13 protein-coding genes are annotated in these 21,086 nt (G+C 69.6%); all 13 read left to right on the top strand.

Features of this window, described 5'->3' with window-relative positions:
• Positions 1 to 24: 24 nt before the first annotated feature.
• Complete coding sequence (locus ADEH_RS16760) at positions 25 to 888, top strand: DUF2381 family protein (protein WP_041453629.1); 864 nt, start codon at positions 25 to 27, stop codon at positions 886 to 888.
• Positions 885 to 3,143, top strand: coding sequence for a protein kinase domain-containing protein (locus ADEH_RS16755; RefSeq protein ID WP_011422298.1), 2,259 nt, complete (start codon positions 885 to 887; stop codon positions 3,141 to 3,143). Before ADEH_RS16760 ends, ADEH_RS16755 begins: the two co-directional genes overlap by 4 nt.
• 13 nt (positions 3,144 to 3,156) lie before the next feature.
• Positions 3,157 to 3,801, top strand: coding sequence for an outer membrane beta-barrel protein (locus ADEH_RS16750; protein ID WP_011422297.1), 645 nt, complete (start codon positions 3,157 to 3,159; stop codon positions 3,799 to 3,801).
• A gap of 258 nt (positions 3,802 to 4,059) precedes the next feature.
• Positions 4,060 to 9,840 (top strand): hypothetical protein, encoded by a 5,781-nt coding sequence (locus ADEH_RS16745; protein WP_011422296.1) that lies wholly within the window; start codon positions 4,060 to 4,062, stop codon positions 9,838 to 9,840.
• Positions 9,841 to 9,843: 3 nt separating this feature from the next.
• Complete coding sequence (locus ADEH_RS16740) at positions 9,844 to 11,142, top strand: hypothetical protein (protein ID WP_041453628.1); 1,299 nt, start codon at positions 9,844 to 9,846, stop codon at positions 11,140 to 11,142.
• A 99-nt stretch (positions 11,143 to 11,241) separates the two neighbouring features.
• Positions 11,242 to 12,237: a hypothetical protein gene (locus tag ADEH_RS16735; RefSeq protein WP_011422294.1), complete on the top strand. Its 996-nt coding sequence runs from the start codon at positions 11,242 to 11,244 to the stop codon at positions 12,235 to 12,237.
• A gap of 14 nt (positions 12,238 to 12,251) precedes the next feature.
• Positions 12,252 to 12,605 carry a DUF2200 domain-containing protein gene (locus ADEH_RS16730; protein WP_041453939.1) on the top strand — a complete coding sequence of 118 codons (354 nt, stop codon included), beginning with the start codon at positions 12,252 to 12,254 and terminating at the stop codon, positions 12,603 to 12,605.
• A 212-nt stretch (positions 12,606 to 12,817) separates the two neighbouring features.
• Positions 12,818 to 14,656, top strand: coding sequence for a type IV secretory system conjugative DNA transfer family protein (locus ADEH_RS16725; RefSeq protein ID WP_011422292.1), 1,839 nt, complete (start codon positions 12,818 to 12,820; stop codon positions 14,654 to 14,656).
• Positions 14,653 to 14,907: a hypothetical protein gene (locus ADEH_RS23325; protein WP_011422291.1), complete on the top strand. Its 255-nt coding sequence runs from the start codon at positions 14,653 to 14,655 to the stop codon at positions 14,905 to 14,907. The genes ADEH_RS16725 and ADEH_RS23325 overlap by 4 nt, the downstream gene beginning before the upstream one ends.
• Positions 14,904 to 16,262: a DNA primase gene (gene dnaG / locus ADEH_RS16720; protein ID WP_011422290.1), complete on the top strand. Its 1,359-nt coding sequence runs from the start codon at positions 14,904 to 14,906 to the stop codon at positions 16,260 to 16,262. The genes ADEH_RS23325 and dnaG overlap by 4 nt, the downstream gene beginning before the upstream one ends.
• Entirely contained in the window at positions 16,250 to 17,383 is a 1,134-nt protein-coding gene (locus ADEH_RS16715; protein ID WP_011422289.1) for a replication-relaxation family protein, read from the top strand. The genes dnaG and ADEH_RS16715 overlap by 13 nt, the downstream gene beginning before the upstream one ends.
• An 86-nt stretch (positions 17,384 to 17,469) precedes the next feature.
• The gene (locus ADEH_RS16710; protein WP_157061378.1) at positions 17,470 to 20,382 is read left to right on the top strand and encodes a hypothetical protein; all 2,913 of its coding nucleotides are present in this window, start codon (positions 17,470 to 17,472) and stop codon (positions 20,380 to 20,382) included.
• Between the two features lie 215 nt (positions 20,383 to 20,597).
• Positions 20,598 to 21,011: a hypothetical protein gene (locus ADEH_RS16705; RefSeq protein ID WP_157061377.1), complete on the top strand. Its 414-nt coding sequence runs from the start codon at positions 20,598 to 20,600 to the stop codon at positions 21,009 to 21,011.
• The last annotated feature ends 75 nt before the right edge of the window (positions 21,012 to 21,086 follow it).

Here is a 21,086-nt window from a genome sequence, read left to right as displayed (position 1 = left end):
CTCGCGGCGTGCGTGGCGGTCGCCTTGGCCGCAGCGGGCCCAGCTCACGCCGGCGACAAGCGGGAGCTCCGCAGGCGCGCGATCACGATCGACGACGCCGCGCTCACGTCCGTGCCGGAGATCCGCGTCGCGGGGGGCACTCCGACGATCCTCACGTTCGAGGTCCCCGTGAAGGATGGCGGCGCCGTCCTCGCGGACGTGCGCGGCGTGTTCTACGCGCCGACCCAGACCGACCGGACGGTCATGCTCGTCCCGAAGACCGACCTCGCGCGGCCGGAGCCCCTGAACGTCTCCCTCGCCGACGGGACCGTCCTGACGTTCAAGCTCGTCACAGTCCCCGGCGAGGCGGACGTGCAGGTCGACGTCGCCGTCGCCCTGCGCGAGCGGGCCAGTCCGGACTCGGCGCAGGCGCTCCGGATGATGAACGAGCAGCTCCGGGGCGAGCTCGACGAGTGCCGCGACGGCGCGGCGAACGCGGGTGCGGCGAAGCTCGCGGCGCTCCTCCTCGCGCAGAGCCTCGACCAGCCGCAGACCTTCGAGCGCCGGCCGCTCCACATCGGCGACAAGCAGAGCCGGCTCCTCGTGCAGGGACGATGGGTGTACCGGCTGCTAGGGCTCACGTACATGGTCTTCACCGTCGAGAACCGCGATCCGCAGCGCTCGTGGGTGCTCGACCGCGTCGAGGTGCGCCTCACGGGCGGCCGCGACGCGGTGGACGTGAAGGTCGTCTCCGCCCAGGCCGAGCTCCCGATCCTGCCGCCCGGCACGGCGGAGCGCGTCGTCGTGGCCTACGAGACGCCGCCCATGTCCCCGTCGCAGCGGTTCAGGGTGACCTTCCACGAGAAGGACGGGCCGCGGCTCGTCGCGCTCGAGGGCGCCTCGCCATGACCGAACGCGCCCGGATCGACCCCTCCTATCTCGAGAAGGGCACGCGCGTCGGCGCCTACGAGGTCGTCGACAAGCTCGGGAGCGGGGGATTCGGGTGTCTGTGGAAGGTTCGGCGCGACGGCAAGCTCTTGGCGCTCAAGATGGGCCGGCAGCGGCTCTCCGAGCTCGACGCCGAGGACCGGGAGCACTACGAGGAGCGGCTCGACCGCGAGATCGCGGCGCTGAAGACGCTCCACCATCCGAACATCGTCCGCGTCCACTCGTTCGACTGGTGGCCCGAGCTCGAGGGCGGGTTCCCGTTCCTCGTGATGGACTACGTGGACGGCCCGCCGCTCCTCGCCTGGCGAGAGCACGCGACGCCGTCGCTCGCCAAGGTCTGCAGCGTGTTCGAGAAGCTCGCCGGTGCCATCGAGCACATGCACTCGCTCGGCATCTACCACCGGGACTTCAAGAGCGACAACGTGCTCGTGCGTACGGACGGCGAGCCGATCGTGATCGACTTCGGCATCGCGCGGCCGCAGCTCGCGTTGAACCTCACGCGCGCGGCGAGCGTCGGCACGATCACGCACTACGCGCCGGAGTACGCGCGCTACTGCGACTCGGCTGCGTTCGCGCGCGGCGAGCCGTTCGACTGGAAGACCACGACCGACCTCCACGCGGTCGGCTACATCCTCTACCAGGTGCTCACCGGCATCCGGCCGTTCCCGCGCGACCCGAGGGCGCTCGAGAGCGAGGCGGCGGTCCTCATCGCCATCAAGACGGAGACACCGGTGCACCCGACGGATCTCGACGCTCGCGTCCCGCGTCCGCTCGGCGACGTCGCGATGGCGCTCCTCGAGAAGGATCCGGCGGGGAGACCGCAGTCCGCGCGCGAGCTCGCCGAGCTCCTTCGGGCCGCGCGCGAGGGCGGAGCCGGGGACCGCGCCTGGACGGACCCGTTCGACGTTCCGGGTGCGACTCAGGTTCGGCCCGGGTGTCCCGAGCCGGCCGTGGGCGAGGAGATCGTCGATGCCGCGGAGCGGCTCTCGGAGGAACGTTCTCGCGGGCGGCCTGGGGAGGAGGGCGAGCCGGGCGCCGTGACACCCACCGGTGCGCGGCCGAGTGGCTTCGAGGTGCCGACGCGCGTGGCGCCGCGTGCGTTCGATGCGGGGGAGCCGGCTGACGCGGCGGTGGCGGCCTCCCGCGAGTCCGACCCGGTCCCGAGCGCCGTTCGCGAGGCGAAGGCGCGGCTCGCCGCGAGCGCGCCGCGCAGGGGCCCCGGACGCCTGCTGATCGCGGGAGGGGTGCTCGTCGCGGGCGTGATCGCAGCCATGGTCGTGGCGGCTATCACCAGTGGACCGGTGGAGCGCCAGAGCACGGTCGTCGCCGACGTCCCAGCGCGCGAGCCCGCCGCGGTCGCGCCAGGGGCAGCAGAGAACACGAGCGCCACGCCCTCAATCCCGGCGGCGCTGGGCGCGACGCCCAGCCCGCCTTCGGCGAGCGACGCGGCTGCCATCGACGAGGCGCTCGCGCGCGAGTTCGGGCGTCCCCGCGTCCTGCCGGACGGACGTCTCGAGATGAAGCCCGAGCCGAAACGGCCTGCGCCCCGGCGAGAGCCGCAGCGTGAGTCCCAGGCACAAGCGGCGCCTAGCGAACCCGCGCCCGAGCCGGCGGCGGCAGCGCCGCGCGATCCGCCGTGGCTCCACCGCTCGACCCGACTCGCGAGCGCAAGCGCCGCGGCGCCTTCCGCTGGATCAAAGCCACGCGGGGTCCCCTTGGGCGCCCACATGAAGGCGAAGCTCCTCACGAACCTCGACAGCCGGACGATCGGCAGCGGCCCCGTGGAGGCGATGCTGGTCGTTCCGGTGCTCGTGCGCGGCGAGGTCGCCCTGCCGGCGCGGACGCTCGTCTACGGCACAGCGACGGAGTCGAGCGGGCGGTTCAACCTGCGGTTCACGAGGCTGCGGCTCCCCGACGACACGGAGCTGGAGTTCGAGGGGCTCGCGCTCGCGCGCGACGATGGGAAGCCGGGCCTCGCCGCTGCGCGGCGCATCGAGGGTGAGGCGCCGCGGGCGCCCGGGCTCGGAACGCAGATCGCAAAGGGGACGGGCAACATCCTCCTGGACACGGTCACCGGCGGGCTCGGCCAGAACGTCGCCCGGAACGCAGGGCAGGCGGCGCTGAACCACGAGCGCCCGGTCGAGGGGGGCAGCACCTACGCGCTCTTGCTCGACTCGGGGGTCATGTTCGACGTGTGGGTGGAGCGAGCCTTCTGAACGGGGTCCAAGGTTGGGCATTCGGGCCGTCATCGTCGCCGCTGCACTCGGTCTCGCGCCCACGCTGGCCGCGGCCGACCGCAGTGCGCTCACGCTCGAGCTCGGCCCCGCGGTCTCAGCCGTCGCTGCCTCGCCATCGCAGGGAACCGGATCGAGCACGCTCGGAACCGGAGCCGGCGCTACGGCGGGGATCCGGTACGGGATCGCGAACAGCTTCGAGCTCGCTGCCAGTGGGTTCTGGGAGGCGCCTGCGGACTACTTCCACTCGGGCGTGGAGATGGGAAGTGCCACCGGGACGGTGCGGGGGACGCTCTCAGAGCGGACTCAGCGATACGGTGCGCTCGCCGGCGTCCGCTTCGTTCACGGCTACGTCTGGCGACTGCACCTGGGCGCCGAGGTCGGCTGGGCGCACGTGAGCTACACGCGGCGCGACCTGATCGATGTCTCCGTTCCCGGGAACGAGCACAGCTTCGGGCTCGGCCTCCGGGACCGCGCGACGGATTCCCTCGTGCTCGCCCCGGTTGCAGGGATCGAGTGGCAGTTCACGGACCACTGGACCGTCTCGGTCATGCCCCGGCTCCAGTTCGTGGTCGGCGGGGTGAACCGGCTCGGGCTGCTCGTGCCCGTGACGATAGGGTACGGCTGGTACGTCCTCTGAGGCGTGCTGCCGAAGGTGTCAGGTGCGCCCCCTCGCCCGCGGGCGAGCACGATCACGCGCGTCATTCCATAAGCGAACCCACTGAAGGCAGCTGGAGAACCGAGGTGATCCTTCACCGGAGCGGCGAGTCACCCGCCGACGGGACACGCGACGCCGCACTCTGCGGTCCGCCGTGTCCGACGTTGACCTAAGATGTTCCCTCATACGCGGGAGCGGCGTAGACATCTGGCGAAGATGCCGGGCTCGGGGGGACGGGGGATGAGCCGAACCGTCGTTGACATTCTCAAGAGCATTCCGCCTCCTGAGTTCAAGGCGCTGGTCGAGGTCACGGTACGACAACGCCGCGACCTTCCTATCGAAATCCAGAGGAAGCTCAACGAAGCGATCGATGCGGCGATCGCCATCGACGGTTTCCGAAAGCCGCACGCTGCCCCCATCCAGAAGGTGGTGCCTCTCGTTGCGTCGGCCTGCACCGACCAGTTCCACCTTCGCCTCGCCGTCGCTGTCACCGCGGCGTGGATGGGGCTCCACGTTGAGGAAACCGAACAAGCCCTCCGGCTGGTCGAGGCCGTAGGAATCCAACAGGAACCGCGCGCGCTCACGAAGCCGGTAGGCGAGTGGGAGCCCGGGGTGGTCGAGCAGCTGGTCGCAGATCTCTGTGCGAATGGAACCGCGCTCACCCAGCGCGAGGCCACGCTGCTCGTCTGCGCGGTTGGGGGGCGGTACGCCGATCTGAGTGTGCTTGGGTCGCTTCCTCCGCCAACGCCGATTCGGGCCACGCCCGACGACAAGCTCGCTCCGCTCTGGCGCCGCACCATCGATGAGGCACGGAATCTCGGGTGCGATGCCGCGGAATGGGCGACGCTGGACGAATTCGTCGCAGCACTCGAGGTGATGCGCGGCGAAAGGATGCGGGAGTCCGAGATCGCGGCAAAGGCCGCTGCTGCCGACTCTGCGCTGGCGGACGCTTTGGGCGCGCTGGACGCGGTACCTGCATCCGTGGCGGCCTTCTTCGAAGTTGAAGGGGCAATAGCGGGTTGGAAGGCTTCCGCCACTCCGTGGCGTGCCAAGGGCGACGCGGCCTGCGCGATCAGGCGACTCGCCACGATCCTGGCCGATGCTGAGCCACTCACCCGGCCGCCGTCGAACATGGCGGAGCGGCGCAGGCAGGCCGCACCTCTAGAAGCGGCTGAGCGCGCCGTGCGCGAAGCGGTGGACGCGATCGCCGCATTTCGAAAGGAAGCGGGCGAGTCGACCTCGATAGACCCCTCCCCCGCGGCGGTTCCAGTCGAGCGGGAACCTGAGGCGGCCGCACCTAGCGCTAGCCTTGCGCCGGTGGCGAAACCGGAAGCGAACGATCCTTCTGAGGTCGCGCCGGAAGACCCGCAGCAGGAGGAACTGCCGCCAGATCAGACGTCGGCTCAGGCGGAAGCAGCTTCGGCAGCGCTGCAGAAGCCCTGCGAGCAACCTCCCATCCAGGTGGTCGAGAAGCACCTGGACGCGGTCGCGGAGCAGGTGCTCTCCAAAGCGGAGCCCGAGCCGGCTCCAAATAGCGAAGCCGGACCGGACGGCTCCGCTACGGCTTACCGGGCGCTCCCGCCACTGGCGCCCGAGTTGCCGGCCCATCTGCGAAGCTACTCGGAGTTCGCGGCCAGCTCGTGGATCTCGCCGAACGGGCGCTGCGAGCAAGTTCCCTGGAGAAATGCCGAGTTCGTCGACGAGCTCCGTGAGGGGGCCGGCGCGGCGATGGTTCCGCTTCGGCTGGCCGAGCTCGCCATCTTCGCGCAAGCCCTGGGCGAGTTGGGGGCAGTGCCTCGGAGCGCAGCGCCAGCTGTTAGGGCACTTTCAGAGCTCCTGGCGGCGCCGAACTCGCCGACATCGGGGTCCTATCCGGACCGTTCCTCGTCCCTCCGGGAAGTGCTCCCCGACGGCGGGCCGTGGCGGCGAATGGAGCTCTTCCTGGAGGCGGTGCGGCCGTCGCGAGAGACGCCCATCACGTTGGAGCGGGCCAGGGAACTGGTCGATGCCGCGGCCTTCGGAGATTCGGCGCTCCGCAACGCGCTCCTGGCGCTCTTCAGGTTGGGGAGCATGGGGCTCGATCCGGTGCCACGAATGAAGGCCGCTCTCGCCTCCGACGCGGCTGCCGCAGCTCACTCGCCGGCTCGTCTCGACGAACTCCGCGCTGAGTTCCACCGAGAAGTGGTTGCGCACTGGAATGCCGCGGGCGCCAAGCTCCCGCGCAAGCACTGCCGCGACGCCTGGACTCGCTTCATCGAACAGGCCGAGCCGACCCTGCGCGCCTTGTTCCCCGTGTCGAAAGGTGGACGTGCCCAGTGGGATCCGGTGGAGATGCGTCGTAGCATAGGGGCACTCGTGCGAATGCACGAGGAGATCGCGGACGCCGCCGGCGCTCGTTGGGACGATCGCAGCAAGATGGACAGGGCAGCGCGCCGCATCGCTGACCTGGCAATGGGAGTCAACGAGGCTGCCGAGTCGCTCCAGCGACAGGGGCACGGCAACGGGCACGATGCGATTCCGGTGGAAGCTCTGCGCAAGCTGACGGCGCGGCCGCTCGAAACGCCCGACGAGGAACTCTGCCGGTTGGCACTCGTCGCGCTGATGCGTGGAGAGCCGATCGAATCGGCCTCGGGCCTCTCCCTCCGTCTGCTCCTGGATCGCCCCGATCTGCTCTCGGCCGTGGATGGCGTAACGCTAGAGCAGAACTCACCGCTCGATGCTGTCGTGGCTAGTCTGGACGAAGTCTCGGACCCCGTGCGCGCCGCCGCCATCCTCCTGTCGCCGGCGGAGCCACCGACCGCAGAAGGATTGCCGCCGGCCAGGCAGCTCCTTCGACTGCTCGCGGTGCCCAACCGTCGATGGTTGCTGTCGCGCCTTGGTCCGAACGCCGGCGCGATGGTCCCGAAGACGGCGCGCCTCGACGATGAGGTGGCGCTCTTCGAGGAGATCGACGCGCTCAAGAAGACGTGGAGCTTGCTCGACGAGCTTGCATCGCGCAGCCGGGAGCAAGTCCGCGGCGTGCTCCAGGAGGCCCAAGCGCTGGCTGCGCAGCCGGCCCGTGAGTTCGATCCTGTCCTGTGCCAGGCATGGCTCCGGGAGGTCCGCGCGTTCGCCGACCACTCCAAGACGGAGCTCCTCGAGTACTTGAGCTCGCGGGCAAGAGCAGAGCAGAAGGGCACAGTCGAGCAGGCGCTGGCGGAGGGGCGTCTGGGCGATGCGATGCACCTTCTGCTGGAGGGGTCCCGAGAATCGACCACGGAGTTGGCGCTTCGCGAGACCGCCTGGAGGAGGGAAGCCCGGAGCCGGTACGCCAACCCACTCGCGGCGATCTCGGCTGAGCCGGGAGAGCTGTGTGAGACGTGGCGGCGGGGGGTCACAGGGGTCGTGGTGGGACCTGACCGCCAGCTCCGCACCAAGTTCGTGGAGCAGGTGATCGAGGGTGCGGAGAAGCGGTGGAATCAGGCGAAGGAACACGTCATCCCGACGATCGAGTTGCGCAAGCTCCTCAAGCCGTACAACCCCACCTACCTTCCGCAGCTCGGGAGGTTCTCGAATCTCTGCGTCCTCGTCGCTCCCACCAACCCCAAGCAACCTAACTTCGAGCACGCCACCGCTGGCGTGGTCGACAAGCTGGGGAAGGAGAACCTCTACGCGGTGCTGGCACCGTTGGTGTCGGAAGCCGGCAGGCAGGCAGCGCTCAAGGAGTTCCGTCGCAGGGGCCTGGCGGCGGCCATCATCGATGACCTGGACCTCTGCCGCATCCTGAATCTGGGGGGACGCCGGCCGAGCGGATTGGTGGCACTGCTGGAGGTCATCCTCGAGCAGCAGGCATGGTCGACCCACTTCACGCCCTTTGCGATGCACGACGGCCAGCACGTGCAGATGGAGATGTACGTCGGACGCAGGGTCGAGGCGGAACAGCTCACCCAGACTCCCGCCTTCTCTCGTCTCTTCTCGGGCCGTAAGCTCGGCAAGAGCGCGTTGCTTCGCTATGTGCACGACACGCGCGATGGGCTGAAGCTGCCCTCCGGGAACACCCTGCGCGTGCTGTTCGTCCCGGCCGTGGGGGCGGAGTCCGATCTGGACGTGGTCGATCGGTTCGCTGAACAGCTCGCGGAACGGCTCGGATTCAAGGTCGATGGCCTGAAACTGGAAGGAAACCCAGGCGACGCACTGGTCCAGCTCGCGAAGCGCTTCGTCGACGAGCGCCCCGCCGAGAGCCTACTCGTCGTCTTCGACGAGGCCGACAAGTTCGTGGAGGCACAGCTCGAAGCGTACGATCGGGAGCGGGAGGCTTGCCTTAGCTTCCGGATGCGAACCCAGCTAGAGAGCTTTCGCGACGCGGCCATGCTTCCCCGCATCCGGTTCGTCTTCGCGGGGTACCGGGCCACCAGCACCGCCGAGGGAGCCTGGGCCAACTGGGGCGACGTGCTGCGGCTGAAGCCCTTGACGCTGGATGAGGGTGCCAGGCTCATCGCTGGACCTCTCGCCCGCATGGGAATCGATGCATCGGCCCAGGCCACGACCATCGCACACCGGTGCGGATGCCAGCCTGTGGTGCTCTTGCGCTTTGGCGAGCTCCTCCTCAAGCACCTCGAGGGCCGATACGGACCGAGTCAGCGGGACCATGTGGTGGTGACCGCAGCCGACGTCGCGGCAGTATTCAACGAAGAGCCGGTGAGGGAGGAGATCCGGGTCGTCGTCCGGAACAACTTCCAGGATAGTCCGCGCGCTCGTGTGGTCTTCAGCGCGCTGCTAGGGGAGTTCGCGCAGCATGCTCCCGGGGACGGCCTTGCCGAGGCCGACCAGCTGGTGACCGAGCGGTTGCGAGCCATCGATCGCGACCTGGCGTGGCTTCACGCTGCCCCCGAGGCGCAGGTGCTGGAAGTTCAGCGGTTCCTCAAGGACTTCGCTGCGCGGGAGCTGGTGCTCATCAGGCGCGGTCCGGATGGTCAGCCCGCGTGCCACCTCCGGTTCCCTCATCACCTCGCGATCCTGCTGCCCGAGGACCCGGAAGGCGCAATCCGCGCCGACATCGCGGCACTCCGTCGGCGTGGTGCCGGCGTCGCGGCCGAAGCACCGAGGGCGCTGGTGACGCCACGAGTACTCGACCTGCTTCGGGACGCAGCCTGCCGGCCGCCGGATAGGCACGTACGGATCGAAGCGGCCGTGGTCGGATCGCACTGGCCTGCTGCCGTGGCGCATCGCAGTGGGGGCTTCGCCGACCGGCTCGGCATTCCTCCCGATGCCTGCCATACACCGACCAAGGCGGATCGCGGGCTGGGGCGGGAACGCGTGGCCGTGATGGGCGCGCCGCCGGACGCCATCCAGCGCATCGCGGCGAAGCGAGCCAGGGAGAAGCCGGCGCCGCTCTTCCTGGGGGGAGCCGATGCCCTGCGGTGGGCATACACCCGCCAGCTCGAGAGCGACGAGATGTTCGAGATCGTCGGGCTCGGTCGGCTGGGAGGGCCGACGCTGGACTGGTGGTTCGGCAAGGTCCGCGCACTCGGTTTCGAGCAGCTGGACTGGCGCGATCGGATTCAGCACGCGACCAGTGGAATTCCGCTTCTCCTTGCGGAACTGGAACGGCACCTCCTCGGGACTTCCGATGGCGGGATCGAGATCGGCCGCGACAAACTCGAGGCGGCGATCAGCGCTACGACTGAAGCAGAGCCGCGCCTGGCCGCTGCTCTGGCCGGCGCGGATGCGGCCATCGCGCTATCCCCCCGCGAGCGAGAGATCCTCCGCATGCTCGCCCATGTCGGCGTGACTACCGAGTACCGGTCCCAGAGGCCCAGTGAAGATCTCACCGAGCTTTGGGACGATCTCTACAGACCCTCACTGAACGTGCCGGCGGTTGACCCTACGAGTCGGGGCGACCGCGTGTCCGTCGCGGTGTTGGTCGCCCTCGGCCTCGCTCCGACAGGCGGAGCCGACATTGACGAGGATCCACTCCGCCGCCTCTCGGTACCGCCGAAGGACGATCGCATGTACCGCCTCGCACGGGCCATGCTGCCCTGACCGATGAACGTCCCAGTTACGCTGGCCGGATTCTCCGGCAGCTGGCGCTTCCGCGAGGCGCACCTTCTGTCGTTCTGGATGGCGTCGCGCCCCTGGGACGAGGGCGGCACGCGCGTCGCCCTGGTGCGGCTTCCAGCGGGAGGGTGTGAGCGGCTCGTGGTCGAGGGGGTGCAGCGCGAGGCGCGTGCCCACGAGCCGGATGCCAGTCGCCTGAGGTTCGAGTTCCTCGAGGCTGGCGGGGCTTTCGAGTCGATGCTCCTGGAGGCGCTCGAGACGCCCGTGTCCCGTACCCAGACCGAGCGATTCAGGGCGGCCGGCCGGATGCTCAGTTCCGCGTACTGGCTCGTGGTGGTGCGAGCTGGAACGGAGGGGCCCACTATCCGAGACGAGGCTCAGGAGTTCCTCGAGAACTGCGCCAAGGTCGGCGAGCGGCCCACGGCTTGCGTCGTGGTCCTGCACGCCGGCGAGCCGGTCTCGGAGTCGCGTGACTTCAGCGTCGGCTGCCTTGCCGACGGCGTGCTTCAGGAGGCCGTGCGCGGCTCCGAGCGCCTTTGGCGCGCCTACGTGGCGTCCCGCCTCGCCTGGGAGGCGGCCGGAGACCTGGGGATTGCGCAGGAGCTAGACGATGTCGTCGGAGGAGTCGGGCTCTTTGGAGACGCTCACCTCGAAGCAGCGCTCAATGACTGGGCTTCAGCCCGCATCACCGGGGTCGAAGCCGATGCTCTCCGCTCCATGGCGACGCACCTGCTCGGAGAGCCGGCCGCCAGCTCCAGTTCGGCCGCGGGGCTCGACGCCTCGCTGAGGAACGCCGGGCTGCTCTGGCGACCCGTGGGAGAGAGGCGGTCCCGGCCAGCGCCCTGGCTTGCGCGTGCGCTTCTGCACGCCGAGCCCGGCCATGCTGCCCGCCACGTCCTCCGTGCGGCGATGGTGAACGGTCCTCTGGCGAACGAGGCGTTGCGTCGCTGCTTCGACTTGGAGTCCACCTTGGTGGCATCGCTATGGCGAAAGCACGGCGAGCTCGAAGGACGACTGAGCGATGCTCCCGGGCTTCTTCAACGCTTCAAGCAGGGTAGCCTGCGGGAGTGCACGTACTACCCCGCTGGCTGCCCGGCGACCCCGCACGACGCTTGGTGTTTCGCCTCCCTCGGTGAGGTGCTCAGGGCGGCGCCGGAGCTGGGCGGCCGCGAGTCGCCGGAGACTCGGCTGATGCTCCTGCGAAACGCGTTGTCGCACGGGCACTACGTGTCGTGGAGGACCGTGAAGGACGTGCTGGAACTGGAGGAGGAACTGGCGGATCTGTAAAAGGACTCGGATGGATGCCATCCCGCTGGCGTATCGCGTTCTTCGCCGCGAGATGATGCTCCTTCCGGATGAGCATTTCATTGGCGCTCCGGAGGCGTAGTGAACCTGTTCTGGTCGACTCGAAGTCTCACCGAGTCCCGTGAGGACCACCTCACGGAGTTCTTCGCCGCGGCGCTGGCGCACGCGCCATCATTCAGGGCGGCCTACGCTGATCTCGTGCTGCGCAGGTATGCCAACAACCTGTCTTGGCCCACGCCAGTCATCGAGCGCGTCGAGACCCAGCCCGAATTTGCCGGAACTGGTTGCCGGCCCGATCTGCTGCTTCACCTCGAAGGTGGGCGGCGGATCGCCTGCGAGCACAAGCTCGAAGCCCCCGAGACCTTGGGCGCGGAGGACGACCGTGGTCAGCTCGAGCGCTACCTCGACCTCCCGATCGACGGCGTCGTGTACGTTCGCAGGGCCTGGTTGCCGCCCGGCGGGGCGGTGCTTTCCAACCGGAAGTACGTGAGGCCGGCGGAGAAGGAGCATTTTCTCTGGTCCGACTTCTTCCCGCTCCTGGGCCCCGGCCAGCACCTCCTGGTCGACTGGCTGCGCGAGGGGTTCGAGTGGCTCGGCTACACGCCGCCCGATCCCAACGTCGGCGAACTGACCCTTCGCCCAGAGGGTGACGCCGAGCGCGCCATGCTCGACTTCGCCAAGCTCTGGGATCGTGTCCGGACCAGCTCGGCGCGCATGGGTTGGTCCGTGCAGAACGGCGCCAAGATCCAGGTCTACCTGCTGAACCACAAGACCTCGCCGGTCTGGCAAGTCCTCATCTCTCCCGAGAGCCAGGGCGAGTTCTTGGTTAGGTTCACCCCGCACGACGAGGCCAACCTGGACGCGACCCGCGCTGCGGTGGCCAGGGCCGTAGCTTCTCTGGGAATCCAAACGCGCCTCGAGATCGCGTCGGGCAGCAAGAAGGGCCAGAAGGTGAAGGTCGTGGACGTACGCGCGGCCAGGTCCGCGGTGCTGGGGATGGAGAAACAGACAGTCGAGGAGTTGAAGGCGCGCCTTCTTCGTTTCGTGGAGCCGTTGGTCGTAGCCGTATCTCGGTGAAACGGCCGGTGACCATGGACAAGAAGCCGCGGGTTTTCACGATGTCCTTCGCGAGCGTGTACCCGCTCTACGTGCAGAAGGCAGCGAAGAAGGGGCGGACGCAGGAAGAGGTCGACGAGATCATCACGTGGCTCACGGGCTACAGCGGTGAGCAGCTTCAGCGCGCCATCGACGCCGAGGTCGACTTCGTGACCTTCTTCGCCGAGGCGCCCCGGATGAACCCGAAGGTGGGGCTCATCACCGGCGTGGTGTGCGGCGTACGCGTGGAAGACGTCGCTGACCCGCTGATGCAGAAGATCCGGTACCTCGACAAGCTTATCGATGAGCTCGCCAAGGGAAAGAAGATGGCGAGCATTCTCCGGCGGTAGCCGCGCAGCGCGGCGCGCAAGTTGAGGTAACCGCTCCCGGAGCTGGCTCGACGCCACCCGCGTTCCCCTCCGCGCTCGACGGCAGCAGGACGGCACCGCGACACGCTCGCGCGGGCAGCACCTCTTGGGGTCAGGTGTGCGCGCTGCCAATTGACATACAACCGTAAGAGACATAGAAGCTATGCGACCGTATCCACTCGACCGGGGTCTCGATGCAGCAGGCCGATGCTCCCTCCGTCTCGTTCCCCGCACGCGTGGCGGTCGCGGTCATCACGCTCGCAGTGGGCGCGGAACTGGCGCTTCGCTGGCAGCGCGACGGCGTCGAGGTCCCGGTGCCATTCGTGCGCGAGCTACTAGCCGAGGCGGCGGGTCGATGGTTGCCGCTCCGCTCCTGGGTGCTCGCGCACGAGCTCACCGCGCTGGTCCTGGGCGTTGCGGGGGTGGCCGGGGTCCTGCTTGCGTACCGGACCGGCCTCCTCGTCTGGCGGAACCACGTGATCGCACGCATCGCCGGCACGCACTTCCGCGCCGACGACCAACGGTTCCCCGCTCGCGCCGTGGACGTCCTCGCGGAGATCCAGCGCCGGCCGGCTGGCCACACCTTCGTCGGCCTCTCTCCGCGCCGGACCGCGCTGGGCTGGCGCTGGAAGCCCGTCTACCTCTCCGAGCGCCAGCGCACGACGCACCGTCACGTCCTCGGGAAGACGGGCTCGGGCAAGACCGAGAGCGTCCTCTGGCCGCAGGTCCTGCAGGACGTGCTCGACGGGAAGGGCTGTGTCGTTGTCTCGGGGAAGGGGAGCGACGAGGAGGTCGCCACGATTAAGGGCATCGCCCAGGTCGCCGGGCGCGAGGCCGACCTCCGCGTCTTCGCGCTGCCGGCGTGGAACCAGCCGGCGCTGCCGAGCCACACGTACAACATGGTCTGGGTCGAGCCGTGCACGCCGGAGAGCGACGGCGGCGATCCGGTCGCGGTGGCGGAGCGGGTCTTCTCCGTCCTGCCACTCGGCGACAACCGCTACTACAACACGCAGGCGCAGATCATGTTCACGAACCTGTGCCGGCTGCTGCACGGGATGGTGGACGCGCGCGGCTTCGGCCAGCCCTTCACGATGCGCGACCTCGCGGTCTGCCTGAAGGGCGTCGGGAACAAGAACCCTGCCTGGCGCGGCGCCCTCGACCACTGCCTCGCGCGCTCGCGCGACCAGGAGGCCGCGCGCGAGGTCGTCTCGCAGATCGACCGGCTCGGGCACGAGATCCACAAGGCGCTCTCGGGCCTCGTCGGCGCGGTCGACAAGTTCCAGGCGCCGCTCGTAAACGCCTACGCGCCCGACATCGTGATGCGCGACGTCCTCGAGCAGAACCTCATCGTGTACGTCCAGCTCCCCTCGAACCTCTTCAAGATCCAGGCGCCGTCGCTCGGGAAGGTCTTCCTGATGGACGTTCAGCAGGAGGGGAGCCTGCGGCAGGTGTTCCGGGCGACCCGGAACCAGCGACCGTTCAGCGTCGTGGTGGACGAGTTCGGCCGCTTCGCCGACCTCTCCTTCGTCGACTCGCTGAACCAGCTCCGCGACGCGAACCTCCAGTTCACGGTCGCCCACCAGTCGCTCGCCGACCTCGAGCTCGTGAGCCGCGAGTTCGCGAACTCGGTCTGGGACAACACGCGCATCAAGGACGTGCTGAACCAGGACAACCCGGCGCTCTGCGAGATGGTCGCGAAGAGCATCGGGACGCACCAGGAGGTCGTGAAGACGGTCCGCGTCGAGGCGGGCCCGCTCTTCACCTCGCTCGCGACGCGCGAGGCGTCCACGCGGCTCGTCGAGTCCTACAAGCTCCACCCGAACCGCATCAAGAACCTCGCCAGCTGCGGGCAGGGCTTCCTCTACACGGACTCGACGCTCCACCCGGTCTGCTACGGGCAGCTCCCGCCGCTCCGGGCGGACTACCCGCTGGTGTCCCGCCCGGAGGCGACGGTCGCCGGGCTCCACCTGTACGAGCGGTTCATCGGGCGCGCCGCGCACGGCGCGCGCGAGGAGGATCGGAGGTCGGCATGAGCGCGGTGAGAAAGCAGACGGAGTCGAAGCGGAGGATCCTGAAGGTCGGAGGTACGTACCTCGATCGTTCGCGCGGGGTCCTCGTGACGCTGGAGGACCACGAGATCCGCGGTGGCCACCGGACCGGGCGCGTGATCGTGGCGGCGGCGGACGGGGTGCTCCGGTTCCCGAGGCGGTGGTACTGCCGCGAGCCCGACCTCGTTCCGCCGCCGCGGGGCACTACCGTCGGCAGCGCGGGAGCGCAGTCATGATCCCGGGTGCCGTCATCGAGGAGCTGCGCGCGCGCATCGATCCGGTCGAAGTCATCGGGCGCAGGCTCGAGCTCCGGAAGACGGGGAGCTCGTTCTCGGCGAGCTGCCCGTTCCACGCGGACAAGACGCCGAGCTTCCGCGTGTACCCGGACTCGAGGCGCTTCAAGTGCTTCGGGTGCGGCGCGCGGGGTGACGCGTTCGAGTTCCTGCAGCGGTTCGAGGGGAAGGACTTCAAGACCGTCGTCCGCGAGCTCGCCGCCGAGGCGGGAGTCGCCGTCGAGGACGGCGCGCGGCGCGGCGTGGCCGCACCGACCACGGGCGCGATCGAGCGGGCCTGCGAGGCTGCCCTGGCGCACTGGACGGGCCGCCTGTGGGGTCCGGAGGGTGAGCCGGCGCGGAAGTATCTCGCGTCGCGAGGGGTGGACGAGCCCACCGCGAAGCGGTTCCGACTCGGCTACGCGGCGCGGGAGTGGCACGACCTCCACTCCGCGCTGGTCGCGCAGGGTATCCCCGAGGACGATCTGCTGCGCGCGGGGCTCCTCCGGGAGAGCACGTCGAAGGGGCCGCTCGCGCACGATCGGTTCCGGGGCCGGGTCATGTTCCCGTTCCTCGACGGCCGGCGGCGCGCCGTCGGGTTCGCGGGCCGCATCATTCCCGCGACGGGCGACGGGGCGCAGGCTCCGAAGTACCTGAACGGCCCGGAGACGCCGCTCTTCAGGAAGGGCCACCTGGTGTTCGGCCTCGCGGAGGCCGCAGCCGCCATCCGGAGCACCCGGCGCGCCATCGTGGTCGAGGGCTACCTAGACGCGATCGCGCTCGCCCAGGCCGGGCGGCAGGAGACGGTCGCCGCGGGCGGTACCGCGGTGACGGAACACCAGCTCTCGCTTGTCCAACGGTCGGGCGCCGAGGAGCTGGTGCTCCTCTTCGACACCGACGCTCCCGGGCTCGAAGCCCCGGCGCAGGTCGCCCCTGCGCTCCTCAAGGCGGGCCTCTCGACGCGGATCGCGCGCCTGCCCGGGGCGGCCGCCGCCGACCCGGACTCGTTCCTGCGGTCGCACGGGCTCCGGGCGCTGGAGGCCGCGATCGACGCCGCGGTCCCGCTCACGGAGTGGCTCCTCGAGCGCGCCATCGCCTCTCGGACCGCGAAGGCGCCGACGAAGGCGATCTCGGTCGAGCAGAAGCTCCTCATCGTGCGGGATCTGCGGCCGTTCGTGGCCGCCGCGCCTGCGGGACTCCCGCGAGCGCTCTTCGAGCAGCGCATCGCCCGCCGCCTGGAGCTTTACATCATCGCCCTCCGCGCCGAGCTGGCGCGCGGCCGCGGGCGACCGGCCGGAGGCGAGTCGTGGCCCAGGTGAGAGGGACCATCCTCACCGAGCGCGATCGCGCGTTGCTCGCGTACGTGGGCGTGGCCCGCTACGTGTCCGCCGAGCACGTCCACCGGCTCGTCGTCGAGAGCCCGAACCGGAAGCTCGTCTACCGGCGCCTCGCGAAGCTCTGCGCCGCCGGGAGCCGGCCCGGCGATGGCGCGTACCTTCGCCGCCTCGAGTTCAGGCGCGCCGAGGGGACGGCGGTGCCGGTCTGGGCGCTCGCTCCGGCGGGGCGAGCCATCGCCGAGGAGAGCGTCCCGTACCTGCGGCCGCCGGCGCAGAAGGACGTGGGCCACCAGTTCCTCGAGCACACGCTCCTCCTGAACGACGTCCTCGTCGAGCTCGCCGTCGCGCTCCGCCGGTCTCCGGTGGCGCCGGTCTCGGAGCTGCCGTTCCGCTGGCTGTGCGAGGACGACGGCGTGCTCGAGTTCGAGATGTTCCACCGGCACACCGGCGCGACGGCCCCGGCCGTGCTGAAGCCGGACGCCATCCTCGAGGTGACCGGCCACCAGCGTCGCCTCTTCCTCGAGGCGGAAACCGGAGCGCACAGCATCGCGACCGCGAACCCGGGGTCCCACGGCGCCGTGCTCAACAAGCTGCAGCGCTACGCGTACTTTTTCACGGCGATGGCGGGCGCGGGCGCGGCGACGTACTACGCGCGCGCGTTTCCGGACGGGCTCTTCCCGGTCCTCGTGTTCCTGGTCCACTCGTCGGAGCGGAAGCGGCGCGTCGAGAAGGCGACGAAGGACTGGCTCGGCGCGCAGGGGACGAGCTCGTTCCGCGTCCGGGTCCTCTCGTTCGACGAGGCCGCCGGCGTGCTCGCCGGGTTCATTCGCGACGGGCGCGCCGTCGCAGCGGCAGAACAGCGCAGAAACCCCTCCGCGCGCCTCGATGGCGCCAAGGCTCGTCAGCTCCGCGAGGGGTACAACGCGCTCGCCGAGGCGCTGAACACGACCCGCCGCGCGATCGCGGAGCACAACGCGCGCGGCGGGTGCCAGGTGTCTCTGCCACCCGCCCCGGTCGAGGCGCTCCGCGCGCTCAAAGACCTCATCCGGCACGACCTGCTCGGGGAGCCGCACTCCGCGCAAAAGGGTGCGAGCATCCGGTGAGCAGGAAGGGCGCAGACCGGGCGAGCGGGCTTCCGCGGGCAACCGCGAAGGAGGGGGCCATGACTTCGAGGTCTCGAAGCTTCTTCGTGGCGTTCAACGCCGTCGTCGCGATCGGCGGCTTCACTGCCTGTGGTGGCGGAACGCAGGTCACCACGAGCCCGCTTCCCGAGCGGATCGAGGTGCGCGTCAGCGCGGGCGCCCCCATCGCGGGGGCGGTCGTGACGGTGTACGCGATCTCGGACGTGACGGGCCTGAAGGACGAGACCGTCGGCGGGGGCGGCGTGCTCGGTTCGGCTGGCCCGACCGATTCGACGGGCGCGGCCACGATCACGCTCGCCTCGCGGAGCTACTCCGGGCCGGTCCAGATCGTGGCCAGCGGGCCGGCGCTTTTCTACGCGGACCCGACCGTCGCGGCGGAAAGTGGGTCTTCTGCGGTGGTCATCCAGATCCCGGCTACCTTCTCCCTCTCTTCCTACGTGACGCGGTTCTCGAAGGGCGCCCCGGTCGTTCCTGTGACGCTCCTCACGACGCTCGCGGATCGCGCGGCGCTCGCGTGGGCTCGAGGGCGGCACCCGGCGCAGCGGACGCCCAGCACGATCACCGCCGCGCTGGGCGCGCGAGACCCGCTGTTCGTGGCGCACGTGACGAAGGACGCGGCCGCGTGGAGCCCGTCCGCGCTCCGCACCACGGTGCCCGCGCCGCTCGCGGCCGGGCCGCAGACGCTCGTGGACTCCGCCTACGCCGCGCTGCTCGACATTGCCCTTAACCAGCTCGCTCGAGATGTCGCAGCGCGCGCGGGGTACGGAGCGAGCTCGAACGCCATCACCGCCGTGACGATCGCGCAGCTCCTGCAGGACGACCTCGACGCGGACGGCCGTTTCGATGGCCGTGGCGTCGGAGGCTTGTTGCTCGCGACACCGGGCAACCCGCCCGTCGCGCTCGATGAGCAATTCCTCCGTGTGCCGATCGCGCTGGCACTCGATGCCTGGATCCGAAACACTGGGGCTAACCGGAGCGGGATCGGCCAAGCGGACCTCGTGAGCGCAAAGGTGTACGACGCGCTCACGACGGACGCGTCCGACTTGTTCGGTGGCCCGCCTGCCGCGGGCGTGTTCGACCCGGTGGACCGGACGCCACCGGTTCTGACCTTCGCGGCGGCACCGACGCAGTACACGAACCAGACCACGCTGACGCTGACCGTGAATGCGACCGACGCCACAGGCGTGAAGGGCGTCTTCGCGCAGAGTGGGACGAAGAAGTTCACGGCGACGGCGGGAGACGGTGGAACCTGGATCCTAGCCGTCGACCTCGTCCCCGGTCACAACCCACTCACGATCTGGGGCGAGGACACGGCGCAGGCGGCGAACTCGGCGCTCGGCTCCACGGAGCCGTACCAGTACACGCTCGATATCCTCCTCGACACCTCGCCCCCGACCGCCATGTACGATGCGTCGTTCGCGTCCTACGCGCCGGAGCGAGGCGTCACGATCGCTGCGAACGCGGACGGGACGGCCGCGCTCCCGGCGCGCCCACTCGTCGGTGCGAAGCAGGCGATCCCGGCGAACGGCGAGATCTTAAAAATGGCGTCTACCCTGTCGGCGGGCGGCCCCGTGGACGTCGCGGAGCTCGAGGGCACGAACGCGCGGAACATCCCCGTCCTGCGGTTCGCCGTTCCGCACGATTCTGCCATCCAGTCCCCGATCGTCGACGCGAGCTTCTCGGTGCAGGTCGGCTGCTCCGGATGCGCCTTCCCAGCCCGAACGGGCGCGCTCCTCGCCAGCCCAACCGCGACAGCGGGCTTCCTCTACTTCGACCTGCCTATCTCGACCGAATCGATTCCCGATCTCGCGGCAGTCACCGGGCCTGCTTCGGTCGCCGTGACCCTGTCGCTCCGTGATGCCGCCGGAAACATTACCTCAGGGATCGACGGCGGAACGTTGACGTTCCACGCGCTCGGGCCCGCAGTGGCCATCGTCGAGGATCCCAACTACGCACTGGCCGGCGATCCGAGCAGCACGTTCATGTACGCGGCGGGCGCCGCGGCGTACGCGGCGCTGTTCGACGCGAGCGCCCAGCAGTTCCTTCCTGACAAGCAGGTCCGGCTCGCCAGGTACGTCGTCACGAACCCTTGGCCCGTGCCCGTGGCGATCGATACGTCCCTAACGAACGCCACATGGACCATGACGGAGACGTGGAAAGGAGAGATGCGGCAGATGCCGGGCATCGCCTACACGGCGGACGGCTTCACGTTCGGCGGGACCACGGACTGGGCCGCGACGTGCACGGGCTTCACCACTTTCCCGTGCGGAAGCACGGCGGCGGACCAGGACTCGAAGTACCCCGTCCACTTCCCCGGCTCGACGACCCAGTACAACTGCGACACGAAGCCGGGCATCGCGGGTTCGACGAGTCCCTGGTCGGCGGCGCCGTTCGATCTCAACGGTGCCGCACAGGGGAGCGCTCCGCTGGAGGTCCACGCGTTCATCCCCGGCGGACCGTGGGACTCGACGCCGGCGTCCACGGCGGGGTCGATCGCGGTCGTGCCGGCCGCGACCGCCATGGCGCCAGGACGCCTCCACGTGTACGTCACGCGGCCGGCGGCAGTCACCGCAGGTCGTACGATCCCGCTCGCTTTCGGCGCACTGAACCCGTCGTCACCCGTGGCACGGTTCGAAACGTGGCAGTGGGATCACTGGATGGACACGGACCCAGCACACCTGTCGTGTACGTATCAGACGATCACGATCATCCAGAGCTGCGCGTATTGCGGGTACTACTCGCTCGGATGCATGGTCTGCGGCGTGCCCATCACCGTCACGAGCAGCTACCGGCACTGGTGGGCCTATCGGCACGTCCGCTACCTCGCGTCGGCCGCGGACAACCTGGCGGGCTCGTTGTCCGTCTCCTCCCTGGGGTTGGTCGGGGATGCGTCGGGAACGTTCGGCGAGGCGTCCGTCCAGGCGAACAGCATCGACGTCCAGCGTTCGATCGCGCACTGATCATGACCATCACGCGTCAGCTCATCCCAGTGCTGTTCGCCGCCGCCGTCGCGGCCTGCACCCAGGGGCCGAAGGGTGATCCTGGGCCGCGTGGCCCCGAGGGGCAGCAGGGGCCGACTGGGCCGCAAGGATCGATCGGAGCGACCGGGCCAACTGGGCCGGCCGGTCCGGCGCTCGTGGTCGTCGACTCGCCTCCCGGCGGCGCGCCGCCGAACGTGCTTGGTCCGCTCGTCGGCTACGACCAGGCGACGGGGACCGTCAGCTTCTTCCGCGACGGGGTCATCTGGCCCATCGACGCCGGCAGCGGCGCGATCAGCTATCCGTTCCCGCAGGGCTCGACGTTCTACTTCGAGACGACCAACTGCACGGGGACGGCCTGGGTGAACACGGGGCCGGAGCCGGTCCCGCTGCAGGGGCCGCTCTGCCAGCGCGGCGCCGGCGTCCTCGGCACGTGCAAGGGGCCGTACGTGCTGGACGTCGGGAGGGTGGGGGTCGCGATCCAGTCGAGGGTGAACCCGACGAGTCAGGCTTGCGAGGCGGTGAGCCTTACGGCGACCTTGTCATCGGTGAGGGCGATCGCGTCGCCGGTGAACCCCATCAACTTGCCGCTGGTCGTGCGGGAGCGATGAGCAAGTAGCCGAGGTCGAGTGGCTGCTCCTCCCCGGCTCTACGGCGCCGCGGTACCGCGGAAAAGGAATGAGTTC

It is taken from the genome of Anaeromyxobacter dehalogenans 2CP-C (genome assembly GCF_000013385.1).
Taxonomy (GTDB): domain Bacteria; phylum Myxococcota; class Myxococcia; order Myxococcales; family Anaeromyxobacteraceae; genus Anaeromyxobacter; species Anaeromyxobacter dehalogenans_B.
Note: the sequence above shows the minus strand (reverse complement) of the source record. Positions and strands in the feature narration are given on the sequence as shown.